Origin of the sequence: Photobacterium sp. GB-72 (genome assembly GCF_003026095.1) — a bacterium.
Lineage (GTDB): Bacteria > Pseudomonadota > Gammaproteobacteria > Enterobacterales > Vibrionaceae > Photobacterium.
The window spans coordinates 118,963-143,981 of record NZ_PYNV01000013.1; the positions used below are offsets into that span (position 1 = coordinate 118,963).

At 42.5% G+C, this 25,019-nt stretch carries 23 protein-coding genes and 1 rRNA gene; 15 read left to right on the forward strand and 9 right to left on the reverse strand.

Annotated elements, in window-relative coordinates; all coding sequences use genetic code 11:
• Nucleotides 1-29: 29 nt before the first annotated feature.
• From C9J40_RS15105 to C9J40_RS15120, 3 genes are all read right to left on the reverse strand, one after another.
• Nucleotides 30-1,181: an iron-containing alcohol dehydrogenase gene (locus C9J40_RS15105; RefSeq protein ID WP_107247339.1), complete on the reverse strand. Its 1,152-nt coding sequence runs from the start codon at nucleotides 1,179-1,181 to the stop codon at nucleotides 30-32.
• A 242-nt stretch (nucleotides 1,182-1,423) separates the two neighbouring features.
• Nucleotides 1,424-1,666, reverse strand: coding sequence for a hypothetical protein (locus tag C9J40_RS15110; protein ID WP_107247340.1), 243 nt, complete (start codon nucleotides 1,664-1,666; stop codon nucleotides 1,424-1,426).
• 370 nt (nucleotides 1,667-2,036) lie between these two features.
• Nucleotides 2,037-2,249: a cold-shock protein gene (locus tag C9J40_RS15120; protein ID WP_006647715.1), complete on the reverse strand. Its 213-nt coding sequence runs from the start codon at nucleotides 2,247-2,249 to the stop codon at nucleotides 2,037-2,039.
• Between the two features lie 573 nt (nucleotides 2,250-2,822).
• Between C9J40_RS15120 and dusA the strand changes: the two genes are divergently transcribed.
• The 7 genes from dusA (at nucleotide 2,823) to C9J40_RS15155 (ending at nucleotide 9,981) form a co-directional block, all read left to right on the forward strand.
• Entirely contained in the window at nucleotides 2,823-3,839 is a 1,017-nt protein-coding gene (gene dusA, locus C9J40_RS15125) for a tRNA dihydrouridine(20/20a) synthase DusA (protein ID WP_086000659.1), read from the forward strand.
• Between the two features lie 265 nt (nucleotides 3,840-4,104).
• A complete protein-coding gene (gene pspG, locus C9J40_RS15130; RefSeq protein ID WP_045129268.1) occupies nucleotides 4,105-4,347 on the forward strand; it encodes an envelope stress response protein PspG in 243 nt (80 codons plus the stop codon).
• Nucleotides 4,348-4,518: 171 nt separating this feature from the next.
• Nucleotides 4,519-5,148, forward strand: coding sequence for a TIGR04219 family outer membrane beta-barrel protein (locus C9J40_RS15135; RefSeq protein WP_107208037.1), 630 nt, complete (start codon nucleotides 4,519-4,521; stop codon nucleotides 5,146-5,148).
• Nucleotides 5,149-5,297: 149 nt separating this feature from the next.
• Nucleotides 5,298-5,528, forward strand: a complete 231-nt coding sequence (locus C9J40_RS15140; RefSeq protein ID WP_107208038.1) for a thymidylate kinase — start codon at nucleotides 5,298-5,300, stop codon at nucleotides 5,526-5,528.
• A 187-nt stretch (nucleotides 5,529-5,715) separates the two neighbouring features.
• Nucleotides 5,716-7,533: an assimilatory sulfite reductase (NADPH) flavoprotein subunit gene (locus C9J40_RS15145; protein WP_107247341.1), complete on the forward strand. Its 1,818-nt coding sequence runs from the start codon at nucleotides 5,716-5,718 to the stop codon at nucleotides 7,531-7,533.
• Nucleotides 7,533-9,224 (forward strand): assimilatory sulfite reductase (NADPH) hemoprotein subunit, encoded by a 1,692-nt coding sequence (gene cysI / locus C9J40_RS15150; protein WP_107208040.1) that lies wholly within the window; start codon nucleotides 7,533-7,535, stop codon nucleotides 9,222-9,224. The genes C9J40_RS15145 and cysI overlap by 1 nt, the downstream gene beginning before the upstream one ends.
• On the forward strand, nucleotides 9,217-9,981 hold the full coding sequence (locus C9J40_RS15155) for a phosphoadenylyl-sulfate reductase (protein ID WP_107208041.1): 765 nt from the start codon (nucleotides 9,217-9,219) through the stop codon (nucleotides 9,979-9,981). The genes cysI and C9J40_RS15155 overlap by 8 nt, the downstream gene beginning before the upstream one ends.
• An 89-nt stretch (nucleotides 9,982-10,070) precedes the next feature.
• On the opposite strand, the gene C9J40_RS15160 is transcribed toward C9J40_RS15155, so the two are convergent.
• Nucleotides 10,071-10,577 carry a DUF2780 domain-containing protein gene (locus C9J40_RS15160; protein WP_107208042.1) on the reverse strand — a complete coding sequence of 169 codons (507 nt, stop codon included), beginning with the start codon at nucleotides 10,575-10,577 and terminating at the stop codon, nucleotides 10,071-10,073.
• 186 nt (nucleotides 10,578-10,763) lie between these two features.
• A complete protein-coding gene (locus C9J40_RS15165) occupies nucleotides 10,764-11,384 on the reverse strand; it encodes an FKBP-type peptidyl-prolyl cis-trans isomerase (protein ID WP_005372738.1) in 621 nt (206 codons plus the stop codon).
• 136 nt (nucleotides 11,385-11,520) lie between these two features.
• On the opposite strand from C9J40_RS15165, the gene C9J40_RS15170 reads away from it, so the two are divergent.
• Nucleotides 11,521-12,381 carry a LysM-like peptidoglycan-binding domain-containing protein gene (locus C9J40_RS15170; protein ID WP_233220329.1) on the forward strand — a complete coding sequence of 287 codons (861 nt, stop codon included), beginning with the start codon at nucleotides 11,521-11,523 and terminating at the stop codon, nucleotides 12,379-12,381.
• Nucleotides 12,382-12,497: 116 nt separating this feature from the next.
• On the opposite strand, the gene C9J40_RS15175 is transcribed toward C9J40_RS15170, so the two are convergent.
• The 4 genes from C9J40_RS15175 to C9J40_RS15190 form a co-directional block, all read right to left on the reverse strand.
• Nucleotides 12,498-13,364 carry a DMT family transporter gene (locus C9J40_RS15175; protein WP_107208043.1) on the reverse strand — a complete coding sequence of 289 codons (867 nt, stop codon included), beginning with the start codon at nucleotides 13,362-13,364 and terminating at the stop codon, nucleotides 12,498-12,500.
• A complete protein-coding gene (locus C9J40_RS15180) occupies nucleotides 13,364-13,825 on the reverse strand; it encodes a GNAT family N-acetyltransferase (protein WP_107208054.1) in 462 nt (153 codons plus the stop codon). The genes C9J40_RS15175 and C9J40_RS15180 overlap by 1 nt, the downstream gene beginning before the upstream one ends.
• A 91-nt stretch (nucleotides 13,826-13,916) precedes the next feature.
• Entirely contained in the window at nucleotides 13,917-14,501 is a 585-nt protein-coding gene (locus tag C9J40_RS15185) for a Crp/Fnr family transcriptional regulator (RefSeq protein ID WP_107208044.1), read from the reverse strand.
• A 72-nt stretch (nucleotides 14,502-14,573) separates the two neighbouring features.
• The gene (locus C9J40_RS15190) at nucleotides 14,574-16,541 is read right to left on the reverse strand and encodes a bifunctional 2',3'-cyclic-nucleotide 2'-phosphodiesterase/3'-nucleotidase (RefSeq protein ID WP_107208045.1); all 1,968 of its coding nucleotides are present in this window, start codon (nucleotides 16,539-16,541) and stop codon (nucleotides 14,574-14,576) included.
• A gap of 417 nt (nucleotides 16,542-16,958) precedes the next feature.
• Here C9J40_RS15190 and cysG point away from each other — a divergent pair, with 417 nt between their 5' ends.
• The 7 genes from cysG to C9J40_RS15225 form a co-directional block, all read left to right on the forward strand.
• Nucleotides 16,959-18,371 carry a siroheme synthase CysG gene (cysG, locus tag C9J40_RS15195; protein WP_107208046.1) on the forward strand — a complete coding sequence of 471 codons (1,413 nt, stop codon included), beginning with the start codon at nucleotides 16,959-16,961 and terminating at the stop codon, nucleotides 18,369-18,371.
• Between the two features lie 13 nt (nucleotides 18,372-18,384).
• Nucleotides 18,385-19,293 carry a sulfate adenylyltransferase subunit CysD gene (cysD, locus tag C9J40_RS15200; protein ID WP_107247342.1) on the forward strand — a complete coding sequence of 303 codons (909 nt, stop codon included), beginning with the start codon at nucleotides 18,385-18,387 and terminating at the stop codon, nucleotides 19,291-19,293.
• A gap of 10 nt (nucleotides 19,294-19,303) precedes the next feature.
• On the forward strand, nucleotides 19,304-20,728 hold the full coding sequence (gene cysN, locus C9J40_RS15205; protein WP_107208047.1) for a sulfate adenylyltransferase subunit CysN: 1,425 nt from the start codon (nucleotides 19,304-19,306) through the stop codon (nucleotides 20,726-20,728).
• Nucleotides 20,729-20,732: 4 nt separating this feature from the next.
• Nucleotides 20,733-22,460 (forward strand): SLC13 family permease, encoded by a 1,728-nt coding sequence (locus C9J40_RS15210; RefSeq protein WP_105061352.1) that lies wholly within the window; start codon nucleotides 20,733-20,735, stop codon nucleotides 22,458-22,460.
• A gap of 22 nt (nucleotides 22,461-22,482) precedes the next feature.
• Nucleotides 22,483-23,106 carry an adenylyl-sulfate kinase gene (cysC, locus tag C9J40_RS15215; RefSeq protein WP_107208049.1) on the forward strand — a complete coding sequence of 208 codons (624 nt, stop codon included), beginning with the start codon at nucleotides 22,483-22,485 and terminating at the stop codon, nucleotides 23,104-23,106.
• Between the two features lie 25 nt (nucleotides 23,107-23,131).
• A complete protein-coding gene (gene cysQ, locus C9J40_RS15220) occupies nucleotides 23,132-23,872 on the forward strand; it encodes a 3'(2'),5'-bisphosphate nucleotidase CysQ (protein WP_199187180.1) in 741 nt (246 codons plus the stop codon).
• 686 nt (nucleotides 23,873-24,558) lie between these two features.
• Nucleotides 24,559-25,019, forward strand: a 16S ribosomal RNA gene (locus tag C9J40_RS15225); the annotation flags it as partial.

Sequence of the window (25,019 nt, forward strand, 5' to 3'; positions counted from 1 at the left end):
TCTCCCAGCCTTTTTGTCTGCGTTGCTAATTACATGCGTGCTTTAAAGATCGCTACGATTTCTTCTAGGCTCGCTTTGCGTGGGTTAGTTAAAGAACACGCATCGTTTAGGGCGTTTTGTGCCATGAACGCTAGCTTGTCTTCAGTTACACCTAAATCAGCTAGGCGTTGCTTAGTACCCACTTTTTCAGAGAGTGCATCAATCGCTTCAAGGGATGCATTCACTGCTTGCTCTTGGGTCATTGCTGCTGTGTCGATACCCATTGCTTTGGCAATATCAACAAAACGCTCTGGTACTTGTTTGGCGTTAAAGCGTGAAACTTCTGCCAATAGAATCGCGTTACATAGGCCGTGAGCCAGGTCGTAAACGCCACCTAATTGGTGCGCCATTGAGTGAACGTAACCTAAAGATGCATTTGAAAATGCCATACCAGCAAGGTACTCGCCGTACTGCATTGCATCACGTGCTTCGCGGTTTTGGCCGTCGTTAACAGCGGTTTCTAGGTTGTTTACAATCAGCTCAATCGCTTTAATGGCTGATGCATCAGTAATAGGTGTCGCTGCAGTTGAAACATACGCTTCAACGGCGTGAGTTAATGCATCCATACCAGTTGCAGCAGTTAGGAACTTAGGCATTGCGACCATTAGCTCTGAATCGTTTACTGCAATAATTGGCGTGAAGTGCTTATCAACCACTGGGTATTTGGTTTCATCTTCTTGGTTAGTGATGATCGCAAATACGGTCATTTCTGAAGCGGTACCAGCAGTTGTGTTCACGGTTACCAATGGAAGTTGTGGCTTTTTAGAAAGGTGTACACCTTTCGAGTAATCACGAATATGACCACCGTTCGCTGCCACAAGTGCGATACCTTTAGCGGTATCGTGTGAAGAACCACCACCGAATGAAATCACAAAATCAGAATGGCTGCTTGCGAGTAACGCGAGGCCATCTTCAATGTTTTTCTCTGTTGGGTTTGGTTGCACACCATCGTAAATAGTGTAATCAAGGCCGTGAGCAGTAAGCTCGTCAGTTAGTTTGCTCACTAAACCCACTTCAACTAATACACTGTCTGTCACGATTAGGGCTTTTTTCAGCTCTTTTGACGCAAGTTCAGCACCTAAAGATTGAATAGCGTTAGGACCCATTAATGTTACAGGTGGCATGTAGAATACATTGCTCATAATGAAGCTCCGTTAATATTTAAGAATTTATGTTGGCTTACCGCATGTGCCATAAGCCGGAATTTTTTACAGAGTGTGAATAGCAAAGTGAGTGTTACCGGCACCGAATCGTTATGGTTGTTGTTGGTGTCGATGCCGACATCTTCTCATTTACTGAAATATAAGCAATATAGTTAAAAGTAAATTACTATTACGTGTGAGTAATAATGGAAATGGGCGTATTGTTTACAGTGCTCAGCAGCTTATTTATCAGCAGCAGACAGTAGCTTTTCAGCAAAAGTAAGTTGTGATGCTGATTGTGTGAATACCACACCTGAGTGTGAACGCTCTGCAGTACCTTGTTTTTGGTAGTGGCCTGCATTCATAGTGCTAGCCGCTGCTTTTTGAAATTGAACATTACCTGTGAACGCACCATCTTTAGCTGAAGCGTTGTAAGACATAACGATGATAGCGGCTACGATAGTTGCTTTAATAACTGTTTTCATGAGTAATAAAACCTTGTGTCTTTATGTTTGTGAACGCGTTGTGCGTTTCGATGGGTGTATTATCAATAATTACACCAAAACAACAATACGATAAAAACGCAAAAGATTATTACCAATTGGTAATAATTGAGGGTGCAAGATAAAGGTAAGAAAAGAAGGGAGAGCAAAAGCGAAAGGTAAGTATCGTAGGCGCCGCGTGAATGTATCCCTGCATCAAGATAGTCGGGAGTAGTTGAGCCTTGGGCGGAGTTACTCAGAGATACAGCAGAAGTTAGGGTGTAGTAGGGCAACGATAGTGAGAGAGGGTAAATTACAGGTATAAAAAATGCCGGCCTTAGCCAGCATTTTTTTATTTATCCGTAAGGATAAATTAGATAGCTACAACGTTTGCAGCTTGAAGACCTTTTTGGCCTTGCTCTACTTCAAAAGACACTTTTTGGCCTTCAGCAAGAGTTTTGAAACCTTCAGAAGCGATAGCACGGAAGTGAACGAATACGTCAGCACCGCCGTTGTCTTGAGTAATGAAACCAAAACCTTTCTCTTCGTTAAACCATTTTACTAAACCAGTAGTTTTGTTAGACATGTTATGCCCCTTATATATGTGATTAATTAACCGCTAAAATGCGATGTGCTAAGTGGTTAAATTATTAATGATACTGCCAAAACAAGGGAAACACTGAAGTACAAAACGAAAACGTTGATGTAGCTGAAGGTTTAACTGTGACTTGGTGCCGCATTTAATAACTCTCTAAACAACAGAGCGAGATGGATAATAACAGGTGTTTACTTTTTGTACAGTCTTTTTTGTCGATATAGTCAAAATAGATTATTGATAGTGCTGTGAGGACAAGAAAAAGAAGGGTTTTACATAATATTTATTAAAAAGCACTGAGCTTCTCTTTTTAAAATGCTTTGAAATAAAGGTATATGACAATGGTGTAAGTAAGTTCTCGCTTTCACTTTATTGCTTCTGCTTTGGCTTAACTACGTTTTAATGTAGAATCCGCTTTCTTCAGAATATCCCTCAAGCTACATCAGTTAAGCATTTAGCGATCGTATCTTTTAGATACTACGTAATGAGGGGAGTAAGATTCTGAATTTAAACGTAAAGCAATCCAAATAGGGTATAAAAATGACAAATGTTGTAGACGAGACAATGAAAAATAACTTGTCAACTCAAAGTGTTACAGGCGATTTTCCAATGCAGCGTTTTTCTGTCGCACCGATGCTGGATTGGACTGATCGTCATTGTCGTTACTTTCACCGTTTAATGAGTAAAGAAGCATTGTTGTATACTGAGATGGTGACAACAGGCGCGATTATTCACGGTAAGGGCGATTTCTTAGCGTATAACGAAGAAGAGCACCCATTGGCGCTTCAATTGGGTGGTTCAAACCCGATTGATTTGGCGCGTTGTGCTAAGTTAGCGCAAGAGCGTGGCTACGATGAAATTAACCTAAACGTGGGCTGCCCGTCTGATCGCGTACAAAACGGTATGTTTGGTGCTTGTCTAATGGGTGAAGCCGAGTTGGTAGCGCAGTGTGTCACTGCGATGCGCGATGTGGTTGATATTCCTGTGACGGTAAAAACCCGTATTGGTATTGATGATCAAGATTCTTACGAGTTTTTAAAAGATTTTATCCACGTGGTATCTGAGAAAGGCGGCTGTGATAATTTCACTATCCACGCCCGTAAAGCATGGCTAAGTGGTTTAAGCCCGAAAGAGAACCGTGAAATTCCGCCACTAGACTACCCGCGCGTTTACCAACTAAAGCAAGACTTTGCGCACTTAACCATGGCAATCAATGGTGGCATTAAAACGTTTGAAGAAATGGAAGAACACCTGAAACATATGGATGGTGTGATGGTCGGTCGTGAAGCGTACCAAAGCCCATACTTAATGGCGGAAGTGGATCAACGTTTATTTGGTAGTGAACGCCCTGTAATGAAGCGTCGTGAAGTGGTTGAAGCTATGTATCCATACATTGAAAAGCAACTCGCTAACGGTTCTTACTTGGGACATATTACACGCCATATGCTGGGTTTATTCCAAAGTATGCCGGGTGCACGTCAGTGGCGTCGACATATCAGTGAGAATGCTCACAAACCGGGTGCTGGTATTGAAGTTGTTCAGCAGGCGTTAGATAAAATTCCTGCGCACTTAGATGTTTAATTGCTAAATTGTTGTTGGCGAGATTCACGATAAATAAGTGAATTTGGCTAATACAGAGAGAAAAGGCTAATCCGTATGGGTTGGCCTTTTTTGTATCTAATTGAAAATTAAGATATAAATTTTTATATCATTTGGCGTGATTTGTGCAATTACATCTAATATTGATATTGAATAGGATCGCTTTCAACATGCTCTGTCGGTTTATATTGTGAACTTGATAGAAAAGCTTATCGTTGAAAGGTAATACTGGGTTAAGGAGAGGGTTATGTTTGAGTTTCTATTTTTGCTGACGTTTGCATTCGTGTTAGTTTTTACGGGTGTGAGTATTATTGGCATGATGATAGCCGTTGCGGCTGGTTTTGCGATCATGGCTGTGGTTGGCATGTTGGGTTTAGTGATTAAGTTATTACCATGGATCGTGTTAATTGCTATTGCGATTTGGTTGGTGAGAGATAACAAAAAAGTACAAGAATACAAAGATCGTCTATCTCGTACACGTCGTTATTAATCCACTGATAAATATATTCAAATGAAACACTATCAACAAAATAATAGTGAGTAATTTTGGGTGAATTTAGTTAAAAAATATCATCAAAATAGATAAGAGCAGTGTTTTTTTAGGGTTTCTGTTATAGTTTCGCCGTTTAAAATTATTAATGATGAAGAGCGGAGACTCGACATGAAAAAAGTAATGCTTTCAGTAGCAGCGGCAATGGCAATGACTGCTGCTATTCCAGCACAGGCAGATACCCTTTTAGGTGTTAAAGTAGGCGCAGATGCATGGTTTGCAAATGCGAAAGTTGATGGCCATAAAAGCGATGATACATCAGCATCTTACTACGCATCTTTTGAACACTTCATTCCTTTAGTTCCTAACTTTATGGTTCGTTACAACAATATCGATGCAGATAATGTTGCATTTGAACAAAGTGATTTTACAGCGTACTACGAAATTCTAGATAATGATCTAGTGTCTTTAGATCTTGGTTTAACAATGACTAAGTTCGGTGGCGTTAAAATTCAAAACGATGATAGCTTCAGCGATTGGCAGCCAACTATTTACGGTAATGCGGAAATCGGTATTCCAGCAACACCATTAACAGTATTTGCTCAAGCAAACGCGGGTAAATATGATGGTACTCGTTTATTTGACGGACAAGCTGGTGTGAAATACACAATCGGTTTAGTGGCGGCAGATCTAAACATCCGTGGTGGTTACCGCATGATGGATTACGATTTCGATAAAGCGAAGAATGCTGGCGATGTTGATCTAAATGGTTGGTTCGCAGGTGTTGAAGTCGATTTCTAAGTCTTCTTAAGCTAACGAATTAATAAAAACCACGACAATGTCGTGGTTTTTTTATTGGCTGTTTCTAGGTTTTTGTACCATTTTTAAGTGTATACATTCCATCTTTTATGCTGAGCTAATAAAAGTGACAAAGGATAGGGAGTAAGGTTATGACACTGACTGAGCTACAACACCTTTATGTTAGCCAAGAATTGGTTGAGGCTGTGGTTGAGCCTTCAATTGGTGATGGTTATATCGTTGAATTTCGTCACCGTCGAGGTGGCTTGGTTCCTTTAACTGACGGGGCTGGCAGTGAACGTTGCTATCGTGATATTGATAGCGCAACTCAACAAGCTTTTGAAGTTGGATTTAATCAAGTTAGAATTGCTGATGAATACTAAAACCGATCATATTTCCTACCAGTAAAGGCGAGATAATCCTTATTGTTTGACGGCAACATAACGATTATTTCGCATTCACTTTTTTCTTAACCTTTAAAAAGGTTATAAAACATTCTTATCTATTCTTTCTTGTTATTACATGAAATGGCTAATCTAACAGTACGCAATGAATAGGGATCGTCGTGTCATGTTAGTGAAGGAATTATCGGCTTTAGCCAGTCCACTTAATGATCAGCAAATAGATCAACTGAAGCAAGCAGCGGCAGAATCATCGCCACAACAGCTTGCGTGGATCAGTGGCTACTTTTGGGGATTAAGCCAAACCCAGTCTCAATCAGCTGCAGAACCTGCAGCCCAAAATAATGTACTGGCTGCCGCAAAACCAGCCGGTAAACTCACCATCATTTATGCCTCGCAAACCGGTAATGCCAAAGGTGTTGCTGAAGCGTTAAAAGAAGAAGCACAAGCGGCTGATATTGCTGTTCAAGTGTTTTCTGCCGGCGACTATAAAGGTAAAAACCTCGCTAAGGAAACCCACGTGATTATCGTGGCATCAACCCATGGCGAAGGTGAAGCACCTGATGATGCTATTGAATTACATGAATTTTTACAATCAAAGAAAGCCCCTAAACTGGCAGATCTTAACTATGCCGTGATTGGTTTAGGTGATTCAAGTTATGAGTTCTTCTGTCAAACCGCGAAAGACTTTGATAACTACTTAGCGAAACTTGGCGCGCAGCCAATGCTTGAACGTTTAGATTGTGACGTTGACTATGAAGCACCTGCTGCTGAATGGCGTACGCAAGCATTAGCTAAAACCAAAGAAACCTTATCAACGGGTGAAGCTGAAGTTGTTCAACTTCCTGTTGGTCAAAAGCCAGCGGCTGTTTCTGCATACAATAAACAGAACCCTTACACCGCGAGCTTATTGGTAAGTCAAAAAATCACTGGCCGTAATTCAGGTAAAGATGTTCGCCATATTGAAATCGATTTAGAAGATTCAGGCTTAACGTATCAAGCGGGTGATGCACTCGGTGTGTGGTTTGAAAATGACCCACAATTAGTGGATGCTATTTTAGCGAAGCTTGGCTTAGACGCGGATACCTCTGTTGATGTTGATGGTGCGGCATTAAGTCTACGTGATGCGTTGATTAGCAAATATGAAATTACTGCATCAAATCCACAGTTTGTGACCAAATACGCTGAGTTATCAGGTAGTAAAAAGCTTGAAAAGCTGGTGGCAGATCGTGAAAAGCTTCGTGAGTATTCTGCGAAAACACAAATTATTGATGTATTAGCAGAAAAGAAAACAGCATTAACTGCAGAGCAATTAATCGGTCTACTTCGTCGTTTAACACCACGTTTATATTCTATTGCTTCAAGCCAAGAAGAAGTGGGTGAAGAAGTTCACTTAACTGTTGGGGTGGTTGAATACGCGCAAGGTGAAGAACAACGTCAAGGTGGCGCATCAAGCTTCTTAGCCCAGCGTTTAGAAGAAGGCGCTGAAGTTAAAGTCTTTGTTGAAACTAACAATAACTTTAAGTTACCAGCTGATGATAATACCCCTGTGATCATGGTGGGGCCGGGTACTGGTATTGCCCCATTCCGCGCCTTTGTTCAAGAGCGTGATAACCGTGAAGCACAAGGTAAAAACTGGTTATTCTTTGGCGACCGTACCTTCACAGAAGATTTCTTATACCAAGTTGAGTGGCAAAAATACTTAAAAGATGGGGTTGTTAATCAGATTGATGTGGCATTTAGCCGCGACCAAGCTGAGAAAGTTTACGTTCAGCACCGAATCTTAGAACAAGCTGCGCAAGTATGGCAGTGGCTGCAAGACGGCGCGCATGTTTATGTGTGTGGTGATGCTAATCAAATGGCAAAAGATGTTCATCAAGCGCTGATCACAGTGATTGAGCAACAAGGGAATAAAACGCGCGAGCAGGCTGAGCAGTATCTTAACGATCTGCGTAAGGATAAGCGCTATCAAAGGGATGTGTACTAATGACAGATCAAAAATTATCAGATAACGAACGTCTAAAGCGCGAGAGTAATTTTCTTCGCGGAACTATTGAGCAGGATCTTGGCGATCGTATGACCGGTGGTTTTACTGCAGATAACTTCCAGTTGATCCGTTTCCACGGTATGTATCAGCAAGATGATCGTGATATCCGTGCAGAGCGCGCAAAGCAAAAACTCGAACCACTGCATAACGTGATGTTACGTGCGCGTATGCCTGGCGGTATTATTACCCCTAAGCAGTGGTTAGCGATTGATAAGTTTGCCGATGAGCATACTTCTTATGGCAGTATTCGCTTAACTACCCGCCAGACGTTCCAGTTCCACGGTGTACTAAAACCTAATATCAAGCTGATGCACCAAACGCTAAACAGTATTGGTATCGATTCAATTGCGACAGCGGGTGATGTTAACCGAAACGTTCTATGTACGACTAACCCAGTAGAATCAGAGCTTCACCAAGAAGCATATGAGTGGGCGAAAAAGATCAGTGAACACTTGCTACCTAAAACCCGTGCCTATGCGGAAATTTGGTTAGACGGTGAAAAGCTAGAAACGACAGATGAAGAGCCAATTTTAGGTAGCAATTACCTACCGCGTAAATTTAAAACCACGGTTGTGATCCCACCTCAAAATGATGTGGATGTGCATGCCAACGATCTTAACTTTGTTGCGATTGCAGACAACGGCAAGTTAGTGGGCTTCAACGTACTAGTGGGTGGCGGCTTGGCAATGACTCACGGCGATCATTCCACTTACCCTCGTCGTGCCGATGACTTTGGCTTTATTCCACTAGAGAAAACGTTAGATGTTGCTGCCGCAGTGGTAACAACACAGCGTGATTGGGGTAACCGTTCAAACCGTAAGAATGCAAAAACTAAGTACACGTTAGATCGTGTAGGTAGTGATGTATTTAAAGCGGAAGTTGAAAAACGTGCGGGTGTGAAGTTTGAAGACAGTCGACCTTATGAGTTTACCGATCGTGGTGATCGCATTGGTTGGGTTGAAGGCATCGACGGCAAGCATCACCTCGCATTGTTTATTGAAAATGGACGTTTGTTGGATTACCCAAACAAGCCTTTAAAAACCGGTGTTGCTGAAATTGCCAAAGTACACCAAGGCGATTTCCGTATGACGGCTAACCAAAACTTAATTGTTGCGGGTGTGTTAGCAAAAGACAAAGACAAGATCGAAAAGATCGCGCGCGATCATGGTTTGATTGATGACGGTGTTAGCGAGCAGCGTAAAAACTCAATGGCCTGTGTTTCATTGCCAACCTGTCCATTAGCGATGGCGGAAGCAGAGCGTTTCTTACCTGAATTTGTTACTGATGTTGAAGGCATTCTAGAAAAACACGGCTTAGACGATGATGAAAACATCATTCTTCGTGTCACGGGTTGCCCAAATGGCTGTGGTCGTGCGATGTTGGCGGAAATTGGCCTCGTAGGTAAAGCGCCGGGTCGTTATAACTTACATTTAGGCGGTAACCGTAACGGAACACGTGTACCTAAGATGTACCGTGAAAATATTACTGTTGCGCAGATCATGGATGAAATTGATAGCTTAGTGGGCCGTTGGTCTACAGAGCGTCAAGAAAGTGAAGACTTTGGTGATTTCACTATTCGCGCAGGCATTATTGATGAAGTAAAAGTATCAAAGAGAGATTTTTATGGCTAAATTTCAACTGGCTGAGTTACTTGAGCTGCCTAAAGTGAGTCAAATTATTCAGCTGGCTGAAATCAATGCCGCGCTGGAGGATATGACGGCAGAGCAGCGAGTAAGCTGGGCTATCGACAACCTTGAAGGTGGGTTTGCATTAGCATCAAGTTTTGGTATTCAATCTGCTGTGATGTTGCATTTAGTCACAACAGTAAAGCCTGATATTCCTGTGGTATTAACCGATACGGGGTATTTATTTCCTGAAACGTATCAGTTTATTGATAGCTTAACCAAACGATTAGATCTTAATCTTCATGTCTACAGCGCAAAACAAAGCGCCGCATGGCAAGAAGCACGTTATGGTCAACTGTGGTTACAAGGGGTTGATGGTATTAAGCAATATAATTTGCTGAACAAAGTTGAGCCCATGCGTCGAGCATTAGATGAACTGCAAGTGAAAACATGGTTTTCTGGGCTCCGTCGTGAACAATCAAGCTCACGTGCAACATTACCGGTATTAGCGATCCAGAATGGACGCTTTAAGTTCCTGCCATTAATTGATTGGAGTAATGAGCAAATCGATCTGTATTTACAACAGCATGATTTGCCTTATCACCCATTAAAAGCGCAAGACTATCTTTCTGTCGGTGATGTCCATACGACAGTTAAGTGGCAACCGGGGATGAAAGAAGAAGAAACGCGATTCTTTGGTCTAAAACGTGAGTGTGGTTTACACGAAGACAGCGATACAGAAGCGGATGGTTCAGGAATTTAACCGATAGCAAATCAGAACTAGTGTAATAGAAAAGGGCGAGATCGATGATCTCGCCCTTTTATTTTGTCGATGCTTTGAGCAATAACAAGTTATTTTTTGGCAGCAGGTGCAGCTGGTGCCCAAATATTAGAAAGTGCGCCAAGGAGTTCATTACTTGCGCCTTGCTCACCTAAAAATTGCGTAACAACAGGCACGAATTGGTTAACCATTTCAGGTTTCATGCCTAATAAAGAAAAGACTTTATCGATATTTTCTTTACTGCCTAATAGCTGGCCTAAACCGAGTGGTAATGAGTCAGTTAGCTTTTCTGCGCCAGGAATTAATTGAGTTAACTCTTTACCTTGTGGGCCTGTTAGCTCACTGGTTGCCATTGCCAGTAATGCACCTGCACCGCCTGCTGCTTGATCTGGCTTTACCCCAAGATCAGACACGAGTGCTTTGGTTAATGGGTTTTCTGCAATCTGGGTAGCAACTTGTTCACTTTTTTCTCCCCCAAAAGCACTTGCGACATCAGATAGGCTGAATGCATGGCTCATTGCACTTGATGATAATAAAGCAACGGCGGTAAGTGTAGTTAAGATATGACGCTTTTCCATGGGGTTCTCCTTAATTAACTATTATCTATCCTAGTGTAGATATTTATTTTTGTAATACATTTTATTGATAAAACACGAAACCTGATGATTTAACTAGTAGGGTTTATTAGTTTGAGAGAATGGAGCGTATTTTTTAACCATAAAAAAACGGCGCCGGGGCGCCGTTTTTAAGAAGAGAGCAATATCTTATAGGATATCTAGTAGCTCAACTTCAAATACAAGTGCTGCATATGGAGGAATTGCAGCACCTGCGCCGCGCTCACCGTATGCTAGGTTTTGTGGAATAGAAAGTTTCCACTTAGAACCTACAGGCATCATTTGTAGTGCTTCAACCCAACCAGCGATAACGCCAGTTACTGGGAATTCTGCTGGTTGACCACGAGAAACAGAGCTGTCAAAAACAGTGCCGTCTGTTAGCATACCGTGGTAATGAACACGTACTTGCTTGTCAGAAGTTGGGATTTCGCCATTACCTTCAACGAGTACTTCGTATTGAAGACCAGAATCAGTTACTGTAACTTCTGCACGCTTTGCGTTTTCAGCTAGGAATGCTTCGCCTTCAGCAGCAGCTAGTTTAGCCTGCTCTTGACGTGCAGCGTCTGCTGCAGTGTGAAGTTCACGTAGTGCATTGTTGATTTCATCAACTTCGATTTCTGGCATTTCGCCAGCAAGAGAAGCTGCGATACCTTTCGCAATTGCTGCTACGTTTAGGCCTTCAAGACCGCTTTGTGCTAGTTGTTGGCCCATTTGTAGACCAATACCATAACTTGCTTTAGTCTCAACTGTATCTAGTTTAACGTCAGACATTATCGTCATCTCTTAATGTTGAATGAATTAAAGCAAGCAGGATAACAGTTTCGCCCCTCATGGGTAAACTCATGGGTAAATATTTGTAATCATTATTCGCAAATTGCGTGACATATGAAGCTCTGGAGTGCTGTATATGGGACAGGCCAATCGCCGTTCGAGAACAAAACATGCGTCAAAACGATCATCAGTCAATTTTAGTTTGTCAGGGCTCTTTGACAAATGTCGTCAGATTAAAACCGGAATTGGCCATACATGGTCACATTTTCCACGTTTTCATCGCTGGGCATTGATGATCCTTGTGCCTATTTTTGTCGCTGTATTAATGTTGCCGACAACGAATCAATTAGAACAAGAGCAAAGTGCAGACAGTGGTGTTCGTCGTAGTATTTCTCTTAACCTTGGCGGTTCTACGAGCACGACTCAACCGGTAGGGCAAACGGGAACGACATCATCTAATACTGGTGTGAGTAAGCGTACAGATATTGTTTTAGATACGGCAGATATTCGTGAAGACAGTAAGATGAAAGCGGTTGGAGGAACGGAAGATACTGGTCCGGCACCTGAAAAGAAACCGATGATTCAGAAAATTTATCCGTTAGATGGCGGTAAGGCGTACACCGTTGATCTGTCAAAAGAAGCGGCGGTGGTAACCAAAGCGACTGATGAACCGATTACAACGAATACAACCAATACAACAACGACAGCAAACACGGCCAAGGTTGCATCAAGCGATGCAGGGCAATGGGTCAGTTATAAAGTTCCAGCCGGTGAAACCTTAGCGAACGTGTTTAGAGATCGCTCGTTACCATTATCGGATTTATATAAAATTGCCAATATTGAAGGTGCGGGTAAGCCGATCAGTAATGTACAGGCCGGTCAAACGCTAATGTATCGTGTAAATAGTAATGGCCAAATAGATGGTTTGAAGATTGAAGGTAATGGTATTTCAGCAGCTTATTACCGTAGCAGTAATGGTAGCTATTATCGTAAATAACCGTTGATGAAATAAATATGAAAAAGCCCACTTATTTGCTTTTAACTAGAAAGAGAGGCTTAAGTGGGCTTTTTTGTTTTTTCTTTTTATGCGTTACCGCAGAGGTTACTATTTGATCACTGTATGTCGATCTGAGTGGTGAATTTTTTTCGTTTAGGTCTTGGCATCATAGGTAGAACGATCAATAAAATACCGATAAGCGTTAAGGTATCTAAACTTTCGTTAAACCAAATCCAACCAAAGAAGGCGACAAAAATAAGCCCTGAATATTCTGCTAACCCAATTTTATGGGTTTCACTTTGGCGATATGCCAATACCACACACCCTTGATAGCCTAAGGTAAATAGCGCACTTGCAGCAATAAGCCCAAGGTTTTCAAGTGAGATCGGTTGCCAGAAGTACCATGCCAAAGGGGTCGCCACAGGCAGTGATAATACACTTGTCCAAAAGAGCGTGGATGATACGGTTTGTGATTGTGGCAGTTTACGTACTAATACATTGTAGAGCGCCAATGTAGTTGCAGTACCCAGTGCGGCAATCGCAGCCCAGTGAAATTGGGTAGGGCGTAAAACAATTAAAATTCCGATAAATCCAATCGCTGTCGCAACGACTTTCCCTTTTGTGGGGTACTCACCTAATAGCACTATTGAAAGTGGGATCATCAATAAGGGCGCGGCATAAAATAAGGCATTGGCCGTTGCGAGGGGCAAATATGTCAGCGCCACTAACAACATTGAACTCCCCGCTAATACTAAATACGCACGGATGGTATTGATCTTCCAACTACCGACCTCACGTTGCTGTTTGGGCTGGGACAACCAAAAAGGCAAAATAATAATTAAGCTTATTACTTGGCGAAGAAACATGTATTGCAAGGGATGGACTTCGCCATTGAGTAATTTAACTGCGACATCAGACAGAGAGGCGGATAAATTACCGAATATCAGTAATAGGATCCCCAATGACACGGCAGTTTGCTTCATTAGTTATCGCCTTGTGTTAGCACCATATCAACATGTGGAATGCCGTCTTCAAGGTACATATCAGAGGTTTGTTTAAAACCGTATTGAGAGTAAAAGCCGATCAAGTGCTCTTGCGCTCCAATCTCGATGGTCGCATTAGGCCAAATACGCGTGGCGTTTTCGAGTCCTTGTTTGAGCAGTTGATGACCTATACCGCTGCCTCGTGTTTCTTGTGCCGTAACAACTCGACCAATACTGACATTGTCGTAAGTGAGTCCTGCACTGAGTAGGCGAAGGTAGGCGATCAGTTTGCCATCTTGATAGCCTAATAAATGGTAAACATCATCAGCACGATCGTTATCATCAAGATCAGGGTAAACACAGTCTTGCTCTACCACAAAAATGTCAGCGCGTAGCTTTAGTGCATCATAAAGCTGGTGGGTCGTCAGTTGTGCAAAAGAAAGGCATTGCCAAGTAATCATCACGTGTTCTCTTTTTCTGTGATAGTCAAAGTTATCTTCATAGTAACCTGCGTTTTTCACGGCCTCATTAACCATTGTTAATATCGTTTCATTATTGTGGTTCGCTTTGTCTTTTTTTTATTCGGCTGAGGCTGATCGGGGTAATTCCAAGGTATGAGGCAATTTGATAGTCCGTGAGTTTAACGTTGAGCTCGGCAAAGCTTTGGGTGAATAATTGATATCGTTCTTCTGGGCTGTACATCAACATGAAGCGTTCTTTGTTTTCCTTAAATACTAACTGACGTTCTAATAAGTGTTGATATAGCGCTACCCCTTGTGAACGCCATGTTTCAATTAGCTCAATCGGTAGGGCAATGAGCTCGCTAGCGGACAAGGTTTCTAATAGAAAAGGCGAAGGTGATTGAGTGATCAGTGCTTCAAAGCCAATCAAGGTATCTTGATCCCAATAGAACTCTTTACTGAATTGCTTACCACTGTCAGTGAGATAGCAAGCATGGCAAATCCCATTAAGTAAAAAGTAGAACTGCTCTGCTTGTTGCCCTTGATGGAGCAGTATGTGACGAGTGGGTAACGCTAATACTTGTGCTTGGCTTAATGCTTCATCAATCGTGGTTTGCTCGGCGCCAAATTGTTGAAGAAATTCGGCGAGTTGAGAAAGTTGTGCGGAAGGCTTCATGACGACTCTCTTTTTAATCATAAAAAAATACCGCAGACCAGCTGCGGTATCTAGCTTACTTTATTGCGACGATTATTTCGCGTGTTGTAAATCCAATTGGTAAATCGCAAAGCCAGTTGGCGTTGTTTCAACTTGGGTCATTGGGTACTGACCTTTGTCTTTAATGAACTTCGCCGCTTTTTCGCTATTGGCTGTTTCAAAGCGAATATCTAACTTCTTATCACTTTTCAGTGGCGTGAAGTGCCAGTTGTTATCCGCACTTGGCACCACTTGGCCTTTTTCTTTACTTACACGGCTAATGTAGTCAGAAAGAACGGTACGGTTTTCATCGGGTGCAGCAAAGGCAACAAACTTCTCACCAGTACCAGCAAATTTACCACTGTAAGCACGGTAGTTATTGGTTGCGATGATGAATTTCTGATCGTCTTTTACAGCTTTGCCGTTAAAGCTAAGATCTTTAATACGACTTGCCGTTGGGTTAATAACTTTACATTCACCATCATATTTCGCAGGTTGTGAAATATCGATGTTGTAAGTGACGCCATCAATAACATCAAAGTTATAAGTACGGAAACCATCCCAGTTGATCAAGCCTTGTGGCTTATCACTGTTAACATCAATTTGATTAAATTGGCCAGCAGAACATTCCAGCCATTCTTTCACTTCTTTACCTGTTACTTTCATGGCAACAAGGGTATTTGGATACAAGTATAAGTCAGCCGCGTTACGGAAAGTCAGTTGACCTGATTCAACTTCTGTAAAGTTGGTTGCATCGTTACCACGACCGCCAGCTTTAAATGGTGCGGCTGCTGAAAGTACTGGAATACCATCGAGATCGGGATCGCCTTGAATAAAGCGTTCAACATAATCTTTTTGTGCAAGGTTTACGATTTGCACGGTTGGATCGTCTTGTACCAGCGCTAAGTAGCTGTACATAACGTCACTTGCTTTACCAATTGGCTGATTAACGAAATCACGGGTAGCGTTGTGATCAACTTTAACCGCCGCCACTAATTTAGGATCAGCATCAACAATTGGCTTTTGGGTTGCTTTATCAAAAATAGGGCGAGCTTCGGTTTGTGCTGAGGTGACTTTCCAGCTGTTACCCTCTTTATCTAATACTAAATCCATGATGCCAACATGATCGCCCCAGCGTCCCGGCATGACTGCAGGAATACCATTGATAGTCCCTTTTTCGATATCAGCACCAGGTAGGTTTGCAAACTCTTTGCTTGGGAAAACCGCGTGTGAGTGACCGAATGCAATCGCGTCAATACCTTCAACTTGCGTTAAATAGTATACCGAGTTTTCAGCACCCACTTTATGTGGATCGGTTGAAACGCCTGAGTGTGGGATAGCGACAATAATATCAGCGCCTTCTGCTTTCATTTGTGGAATGAATTTCTCAGCCGTTTGCTTAATATCTTTGGCTTCTACCTTACCCTCGAGGTTCTTTTTATCCCACACCATGATTTGTGGCGGAACAAAACCGATATAACCAATCTTCACTTGTTGGTCATTACCCTTGTTATCTTTAAATGTGTATTCCTTGATCAGATAAGGAGAGAATAAGTTCTTACCTGTTTTTAAGTCGTAGACGTTTGCATTGATGTAAGGGAAGTCAGCACCTTCAATGCTGGTATCAAGGAAATCTAAGCCATAGTTGAATTCGTGGTTACCAATATTACCAACATCGTAATCAAGTTGGTTCATGACTTTATAAACAGGGTGAACTTCACCATGCTTGATCCCTTTTGCTGCCATGTAGTCACCCATCGGGCTACCTTGCAGTAAATCGCCGTTATCAACTAAGACACTATTGGTGACTTCGCCACGAGCCTTTTCTACTAACGTTGCAGTACGTACTAAGCCTGTTTTCTCGGTTGGCGCATCTTTGTAGTAATCGTAATCCATTACATTAGTATGGATATCTGTGGTTTCTAAAATACGTAGTTTGATGGTGTCTGCTGTTGCTGGACCTGCAAGCGTAAGTAAACCGCCTAATATCGCGATTGATAAAGGCTTAGCTGATAACTTCATGAATATCTCCAAACGGGTAGGCAAAGAAAGCAAGCGTAAGGTATCAAATGTACTGAGAAAGGCTGTTATCTGTGTCGCACTATCGTGCTCTCCATCTCGTTTTTTTTGATCAATTGTTAGCGAGATCGAAAATTACGCCGTTATTTCTCGTATTAATAGAAGAGTGATTCGTCATAACCTAGACATAAAAGGCATAACATAAGCTTTTATTTGCTGTGTTGCTCCCTATCGTTCGCCTTAATCGTGAGATTTATAACTATATAATGCATTGTATATAGTGTAATTCGCTAAATCTTGTCATTAAGTGTTGTCGGCATGTTGTGGCTAAACTTTTTGGAATAAAAAATGAAATTTTAGAATTTCAAGTAATATCAAGCCCCCTCTATAGTGCATCTAGGGATAAAAAGAGGGCTAATGATGGATTACTTGCCAATTTTTGCAGATTTAAAGCGTCGACCATGTCTGGTTGTCGGTGGTGGTGATAGCGCGTGGCGTAAAACCCGTATGCTATTAAAAGCAGGCGCAGATGTTCGTGTTATTGCACCACGTTTAAATGCTGACTTTACTGCTGCATTAGCTTCTCAACAGATCAAATTGGTCGGAGAACATTTTTCACCATCAGATCTTGATGGTATTTTCTTAGCCATTGCCGCGACAGAGCGTAAAGCGATTAATGCGCTGGTCTATCAATCGGCCAATCAACGCCAAGTATTAGTCAATGTCGTTGATGATACTCAGCGCTGCAGTTTTATTATTCCCTCTATTGTTGATCGTTCACCCATCATTGTCGCGATCTCGTCATCAGGTCAGGCGCCGGTACTCGCCCGTTTATTACGTGAAAAGCTTGAAGCGTTATTACCACAACATTTAGGACGTATGGCAACGATTGCGGGTAACTTCCGTCAGCGTTTATCACAAACCGTCTCTTCTTTTTCTGCTCGTCGTTATTTCTGGGAGCAGGCCTTTAACGGACGTTTTGGTGACTTAGTGGCATCGGGGCGTGAGCAAGAGGCTGAGCAAGAGCTGGTGGCATTAACCCAACAAGCACCACCGCAAGGGCAAGTTGCATTAATTGGCGCAGGTCCAGGTGATGCAGGCTTATTGACCCTTCGTGCATTACAACTGATGCAGCAAGCTGATGTCGTGCTGTATGACTACTTGGTGTCTGATGAAGTGATGGATTTAGTCCGCCGTGATGCCGAATTAGTATGCGTGGGTAAAAAAGCCGGTTTTCATAGTGTCCCTCAAGAAGAAACGAATCGATTAATTGTTCACTACGCCCAGCAAGGCAAGCGAGTGGTGCGATTAAAAGGCGGCGACCCATTTGTGTTTGGTCGTGGTGGTGAAGAGCTTGAAGTGCTCTTTGATGCTGATATTCCATTCCAAGTTGTACCGGGTATTACAGCAGCAGCTGGTGCTACAGCCTATGCGGGCATTCCATTAACTCACCGTGATTACGCCCAAACCGCCATGTTTGTTACGGGGCATCTAAAGCCTGATGGCGATACTTTGGATTGGTCAACACTCGCACGTGGAAAGCAAACCTTAGTGATTTATATGGGCTTGATGAAATCGAGTCATATTCAGCAACAGTTGTTAGAGCACGGTCGTGGTGCTGATACCCCTATCGCCATTATTGAGCGTGGTACCCAGAAAACCCAAAAAGTTTTAAAAGGTCAGCTAAGCGAGCTGGCTGAATTAGCAAAACATGCTGCTTCTCCATCGCTGATAGTAGTAGGAGAGGTAGTTAATCTATCGACGAAATTAGATTGGTTCACAAAACAGGAACAGTCGCTACAGCAGCAAGATGCGGTAGTTAAGCTGGCATAGTATGGAGAGAGAGATGGACCCGAAACGTTTAACCCACCTCAAGCAGTTAGAAGCGGAAAGTATCCACATTATCCGTGAAGTAGCGGCTGAGTTTGATAATCCGGTAATGATGTATTCTATCGGTAAAGATTCATCGGTGATGTTACACCTAGCACGTAAAGCATTTTATCCGGGGAAGATCCCGTTCCCATTGCTGCACGTTGATACCGATTGGAAATTCCGCGAGATGATCGATTTCCGTGATCGCACCGCAGAAAAGTATGGCTTTGATTTATTGGTACATAAGAATCCTGAAGGTCTCGCAATGGGCGTTGGCCCATTCACGCACGGTTCGTCAAAGCACACCGATATTATGAAAACTCAGGGTCTAAAGCAGGCACTGGACAAGTATGGTTTTGATGCCGCTTTTGGTGGCGCACGTCGTGATGAAGAAAAATCACGTGCAAAAGAGCGTGTTTATTCATTCCGTGACAAGAACCACACATGGGATCCGAAAAATCAGCGTCCTGAGTTATGGAAGACTTACAACGGTCAAATCAACAAGGGTGAGAGCATTCGTGTTTTCCCACTTTCAAACTGGACTGAGCTTGATATCTGGCAATACATCTATTTAGAGGGTATCGAGATTGTTCCACTGTACCTATCTGAAGTACGTCCTGTGGTTGATCGTGACGGCATGTTGATCATGGTTGATGATGAGCGTATGGATCTTCAACCGGGTGAGAAAATCGAGCAAAAGAGTGTGCGCTTTAGAACCTTAGGTTGTTACCCACTAACGGGAGCGATTGAATCTACAGCCGATACACTACCGGGCATTATTGAAGAAATGCTGGTGGCAACATCGAGTGAACGACAAGGTCGAGCGATTGACCATGATCAGTCGGGTTCAATGGAATTGAAAAAACGCCAAGGTTACTTCTAAGGAGAGAATAATGAATAGCGTGATTGAACAACAGGTCGCTGAGCTCGGTATCGAAGCTTATCTTGACCAACACCATAATAAATCTCTACTGCGATTTTTAACCTGTGGCTCAGTAGATGACGGTAAAAGTACTTTAATTGGTCGACTACTGCATGACTCTCATCAAATTTATGAAGATCAATTAGCGGCAATTCATACCGACAGTCAAAAAGTCGGTACAACGGGCGATAAGCCTGACCTAGCGTTATTGGTTGATGGATTGCAGGCTGAGCGCGAGCAAGGGATCACGATTGATGTTGCTTATCGTTACTTCTCAACCAAAGCGCGTAAGTTCATCATTGCCGATACCCCAGGACATGAGCAGTACACCCGTAACATGGCAACAGGTGCATCGACCTGTGATGTCGCGGTGATCTTGATTGATGCGCGTAAAGGCGTATTGGATCAAACTCGTCGTCACTCTTACATTGCAAGTCTATTGGGTATTCGTCACTTTATTGTTGCGATTAACAAAATGGACTTAGTGGGATTTGACCAAGCGCGTTTTGAGTCAATCCGTGAAGAATATTTAGCGTTCTCGAAAAAACTGAACAGTGATATCAACATTAGCTTAGTACCGTTATCGGCATTAGAAGGGGATAACGTTGTTGGCCTTAGCGAAAAAACGCCTTGGTATGATGGTGATTCATTACTGACCTTGCTTGAAAAAGTGGATCTTACTCAAGGTCAGGCGTCGACAGAACTACGTTTCCCTGTGCAATATGTGAATCGTCCAAATCTTGATTTCCGTGGTTTCGCCGGCACATTAGCCTCAGGTGAATTACGAGTGGGACAAAAAGTACGTGCGTTACCATCGGGTAAAACCTCGACCGTTGATCGCATCGTAACATTTGATGGTGATTTAGAGGTTGCAACACCGGGCTTAGCAGTAACAGTAACCTTGGCTGATGAAATTGATATTAGCCGTGGTGATACGTTAGTGGCTGCTGATGAAACAGTGCCACTAAGTAATAATTTACTTGCTGATATTGTTTGGATGGGCGAGTCAGCGTTAGAAACCGGTCGCCAGTACGACATTAAAGTTGCGGGTAAGAAAACGGTTGGTAGTGTTGATGCCATTCGTCACCAAGTTGATATTAATAACCTTGAAACGTTTGAAACTGATGCTTTACCGCTTAATGGTATTGGCTTATGTGAAGTGAGCTTAAATGAAGCCATTGCCGTTGATAGCTATCAAGCATGTAAAGATACTGGCGGCTTTATCATTATTGATCGCTTAACGAATGTGACGGTTGGTGCGGGTATGGTACGTGAAGCATTAGATGCTAAACAAAATACTGCGCAATACTCAGCATTTGAAGTTGAATTAAATGCCCTGATCCGCAAGCACTTTCCACACTGGGATGCTAAAGATCTTAGCAAGTTGCTAGGGTAACTCTATGGGATGGGAGCAAGCGATTGTCTTAGCTATGTTGGTGGTGATTATTCTCTGCTTACTGGCAACCAAAATAAAACCGCCTTACTTATTTGCAGGTGCGGCATTTATTGGTTATCAGTCTGGAATGATCGATTTACCGACATTGGCTGGCAATTTCACTAATTCGTCATTACTGACATTAGTGTTGTTGATCCTTGTTTCCATTGCTTTAGAAAAAACACGGTTGATTAGTTGGGTTGGGCGTCAAATATCACAGGGCGGTCAGACGGCTGTGGTCACAAAACTCGGCTTATCAACCGCATTATTATCATCTTTTACGAATAACACTGCGGTTGTCGTGTCATTAATCGGTGCGATTAAGCGTAACCAACGTCACGCACCATCTAAATTATTATTACCGTTGTCGTATACCGCTATTTTAGGCGGAACGTTAACGTTAATAGGTACATCGACGAACTTAATCATAAATAGTTTCGTTGAAGATGCGGGTCTGCCTAGTTTAGGCTTTTTCGCACCAAGTATGATTGGCTTAGCGGTATTGGTTGTTGGTTTAGCTATTCTTATCCCGCTTAGTCATCTATTACCCAGTTATGATGATCATGCCGATGATCAACTGCCTTATTTCCTTGAAGCGCGTGTAGAAGCTAAATCCCCATTAGTAGGAAAAACCGTTGCCGAAAATGGTTTGCGTGCCCTACGCCGTTTATTTCTAGCTGAGTTGATCCGTGACGGTCAAACTATTGCACCTGTATGCCCTGATACTAAGTTGCAGGCAGGCGATACCTTATTATTTTGTGGTGATGTCGAAAGTGTAACCACACTTCAAGAAATTCCAGGTTTAAACCTTTTTGGTCAGCATCACCTAAATGGCCAATCGATGATGGAAGTCATCATCAGCCACTCGGCAGGAATTCGTGGTAAAACCTTAAAAAGTACCCGTTTTAGAGAAAATTTTGATGCTGTCGTTGTGGCGATACGTCGTGGTCATGAACGTCTTGCTGGTGGACTCGGTAATATCGAACTGCATGCTGGCGATACATTAGTTATCGTGCCGGGTAAAAAATTCCAACAAAAGAAAGCCACCTTAGATCGTGAATTTGTCTTGGTGAATGGTCTTGATTCAAGTGCTCGCTTAGATAACACCAAAAGTGCAGCTGTACTGATGGGATTTCTGACTGTTATTGGTCTCGCTTTATTGGATGTATTACCGATCATTAAAGGGTTAGCCATTTATCTTTTCGTTATGGTAGCAGTAGGCATTATCTCATTTGCAGAATTACGCCGTCGTTTTCCTATCGATATCGTTGTGATTGTTGGCTCGGCTTTAACCTTGGCTAAATTGATGATCACAACAGGGTTATCTGAGCGAATGGGTGAAGCTTTGATTGAAGCATTTAATGGCTGGGGAATTTATGGGGCATTAATTGCGGTTTACTTACTGACACTCGTGTTAACAGAGTTAGTCACGAATAATGCTGCAGCGGCTTTGTCTTTTCCTATCGGTTATAGCCTAGCATTAGCTTATAACGTTGATCCTATGCCTTTTATTATGGCAGTACTGTTTGGCGCCAGTGCGAGCTTTATCTCACCCTATGGTTATCAAACTAACTTATTAGTCTATAGCGTAGGTAACTATAAGCTGAGAGATTATGTTCGGATTGGATTACCAATATCGATAGTGTATTCAATCGTTGTATTAACCCTGATCCCACTGTTATTCCCTTTTTAATAAATAGACAACGGAGTGTGTTATGACAATCACGCCACAAGCGCATGATGATAACGAGAATATTGTTTGGCATCGTCATACCGTAACCAAAGAATTACGTGCAACACAAAAGAATCAGAAAGCGAGTGTGTTGTGGTTTACAGGCCTAAGCGGCGCAGGAAAATCAACAGTAGCTGGCGCATTAGAAAATAAACTGGCTGAAATGGGTTATCACACCTATTTACTTGATGGTGACAATGTTCGTCATGGTTTATGTCGTGATCTTGGTTTCTCAGCGGAAGATCGCCGTGAAAATATTCGACGTATTGGTGAAGTCGCGACATTAATGGCTGATGCCGGGCTAATCGTACTTAGTGCTTTTATTTCACCACATCGAGAAGAGCGTCAGTTAGTGAGAGATTTACTGCCTGAAGGTGAGTTTATTGAGGTATTTGTTGATACTCCTCTTGCTGAGTGTGAAAAACGTGATCCGAAAGGCTTGTATAAAAAAGCGCGAGCAGGTGAAATCAAACAATTTACAGGTATTGATTCTGAATACCAACCGCCGTTATCGCCTGAGCTCCATTTAGCGGCAGGTAGTAATGCAATAGATAAGCTGGTGGAACAATGTGTTGAACATTTAAAGTCAAAACAGATCATCAGCTAATAAATGAAGGAGAAAGGGATTGGCAATGTTACTCGACGAAATATATAGCATCGCGTTAGAGGCGGGTGCTGCCATTATGGCTCGTTACCATGGTCAAGTTCAGATCACGCAAAAATCAGATAGCAGCCCTGTCACAGATGCCGATCTTGCCGCTAATGAACTTATCGTTACCAAACTACAACAGCTAACACCAGAGATCCCTATTCTTTCAGAAGAGTCCGCACATACAGATTGGCATCAACGACAAAATTGGGACACATTTTGGTTAGTTGATCCATTAGATGGCACTAAAGAGTTTATTCGCAAAAATGGTGAGTTCACGGTTAACATTGCTTTAATAAAAGAAGGACGTCCTGTTTTAGGTGTGGTGTATGCGCCTGCATTAGAAAAAGCATGGTTAGGTGATGGTGATAAGGCGTGGTTAGAAACCAAAGCCGGTCGTGAGCCTATTCGTGTACGAGCAGCAACAGTACCAACGATTGTTGGTAGTCGCTCTCATCCTTCCCCAGAGTTAGATCACTACTTAGAACAAATCGGTGAGCACAAGATGACGGAAGTTGGTTCATCATTAAAGTTCTGTTTAGTCGCAGAAGGTCGAGCGCAACGTTACCCGCGTTTAGGACCCACAATGATGTGGGATACCGCTGCTGGCCAGTGTGTAGCTGAGAGTGCTGGGGCTATAGTACTCGATTTAGAAGGGCAACCATTAAACTATCATCGCGAGCAATTACTGAATCCATCTTTTATTGTTTCAATAAAAGACTAATCTTATTAAATAACGATAAGGCATATGAGTTACCTCATATGCCTTTTTTGTTTTTAAACAGAAGAAAACGTATCGTTTTGTACGAAAAGTGTTATTTTTGGGGTTTATCGTTGTTTTTATTGTCATTCGGTTTGAATTCTCAATTTTGTTATTGCTATCTCTAAGCTTATCCCTATAATGCTGCTCCATCGACAGGGAATACGGATGGTTAGTAAGTTATTTACAACCTGTGTATAACTTGTAGGTAAGCGGTTTATAAAAAAAACTAATTTAAAACTTAGCTAACAGTGTTTTTTAAATTGGGTAAATCGTAGTCTTAATGCTGAAATCTTGTCTCAATCTTAAAAAGATAAGGAAGTATGCTTTAAGTTAAGTGTGGCAAGGGTTTTGAAAATTAATTTTAAAATAATTGTTGACTTAAATTGAGCGCGGTGTAGTATACGCAGCCTCAGCCAACACGATGTGTTGCGCTAACGTTCTTTAACAATTTGACCATGCAATCTGTGTGGGCACTCGTTGAAAAGTTAAGTCGAAAGATTTATCAATGATACTAGTGACCAATACAAATAACTCATCTCTTATAGAGACGGATTATTTGGCACAGTCAATTCAAATATCCTAACTAGCTTCTAGTTAGCGGTATTTTAACAGTATTCATTGAGCCGGTCGAAAGACCACAAAAACTTTAATTGAAGAGTTTGATCATGGCTCAGATTGAACGCTGGCGGCAGGCCTAACACATGCAAGTCGAGCGGTAACAGATTGATAGCTTGCTATCAATGCTGACGAGCGGCGGACGGGTGAGTAATGCCTGGGAATATGCCCTGATGTGGGGGATAACTATTGGAAACGATAGCTAATACCGCATAATCTCTTCGGAGCAAAGAGGGGGACCTTCGGGCCTCTCGCGTCAGGATTAGCCCAGGTGGGATTAGCTTGTTGGTGGGGTAATGGCTCACCAAGGCAACGATCCCTAGCTGGTCTGAGAGGATGATCAGCCACACTGGAACTGAGACACGGTCCAGACTCCTACGGGAGGCAGCAGTGGGGAATATTGCACAATGGGGGAAACCCTGATGCAGCCATGCCGCGTGTATGAAGAAGGCCTTCGGGTTGTAAAGTACTTTCAGTTGTGAGGAAGGCGTTG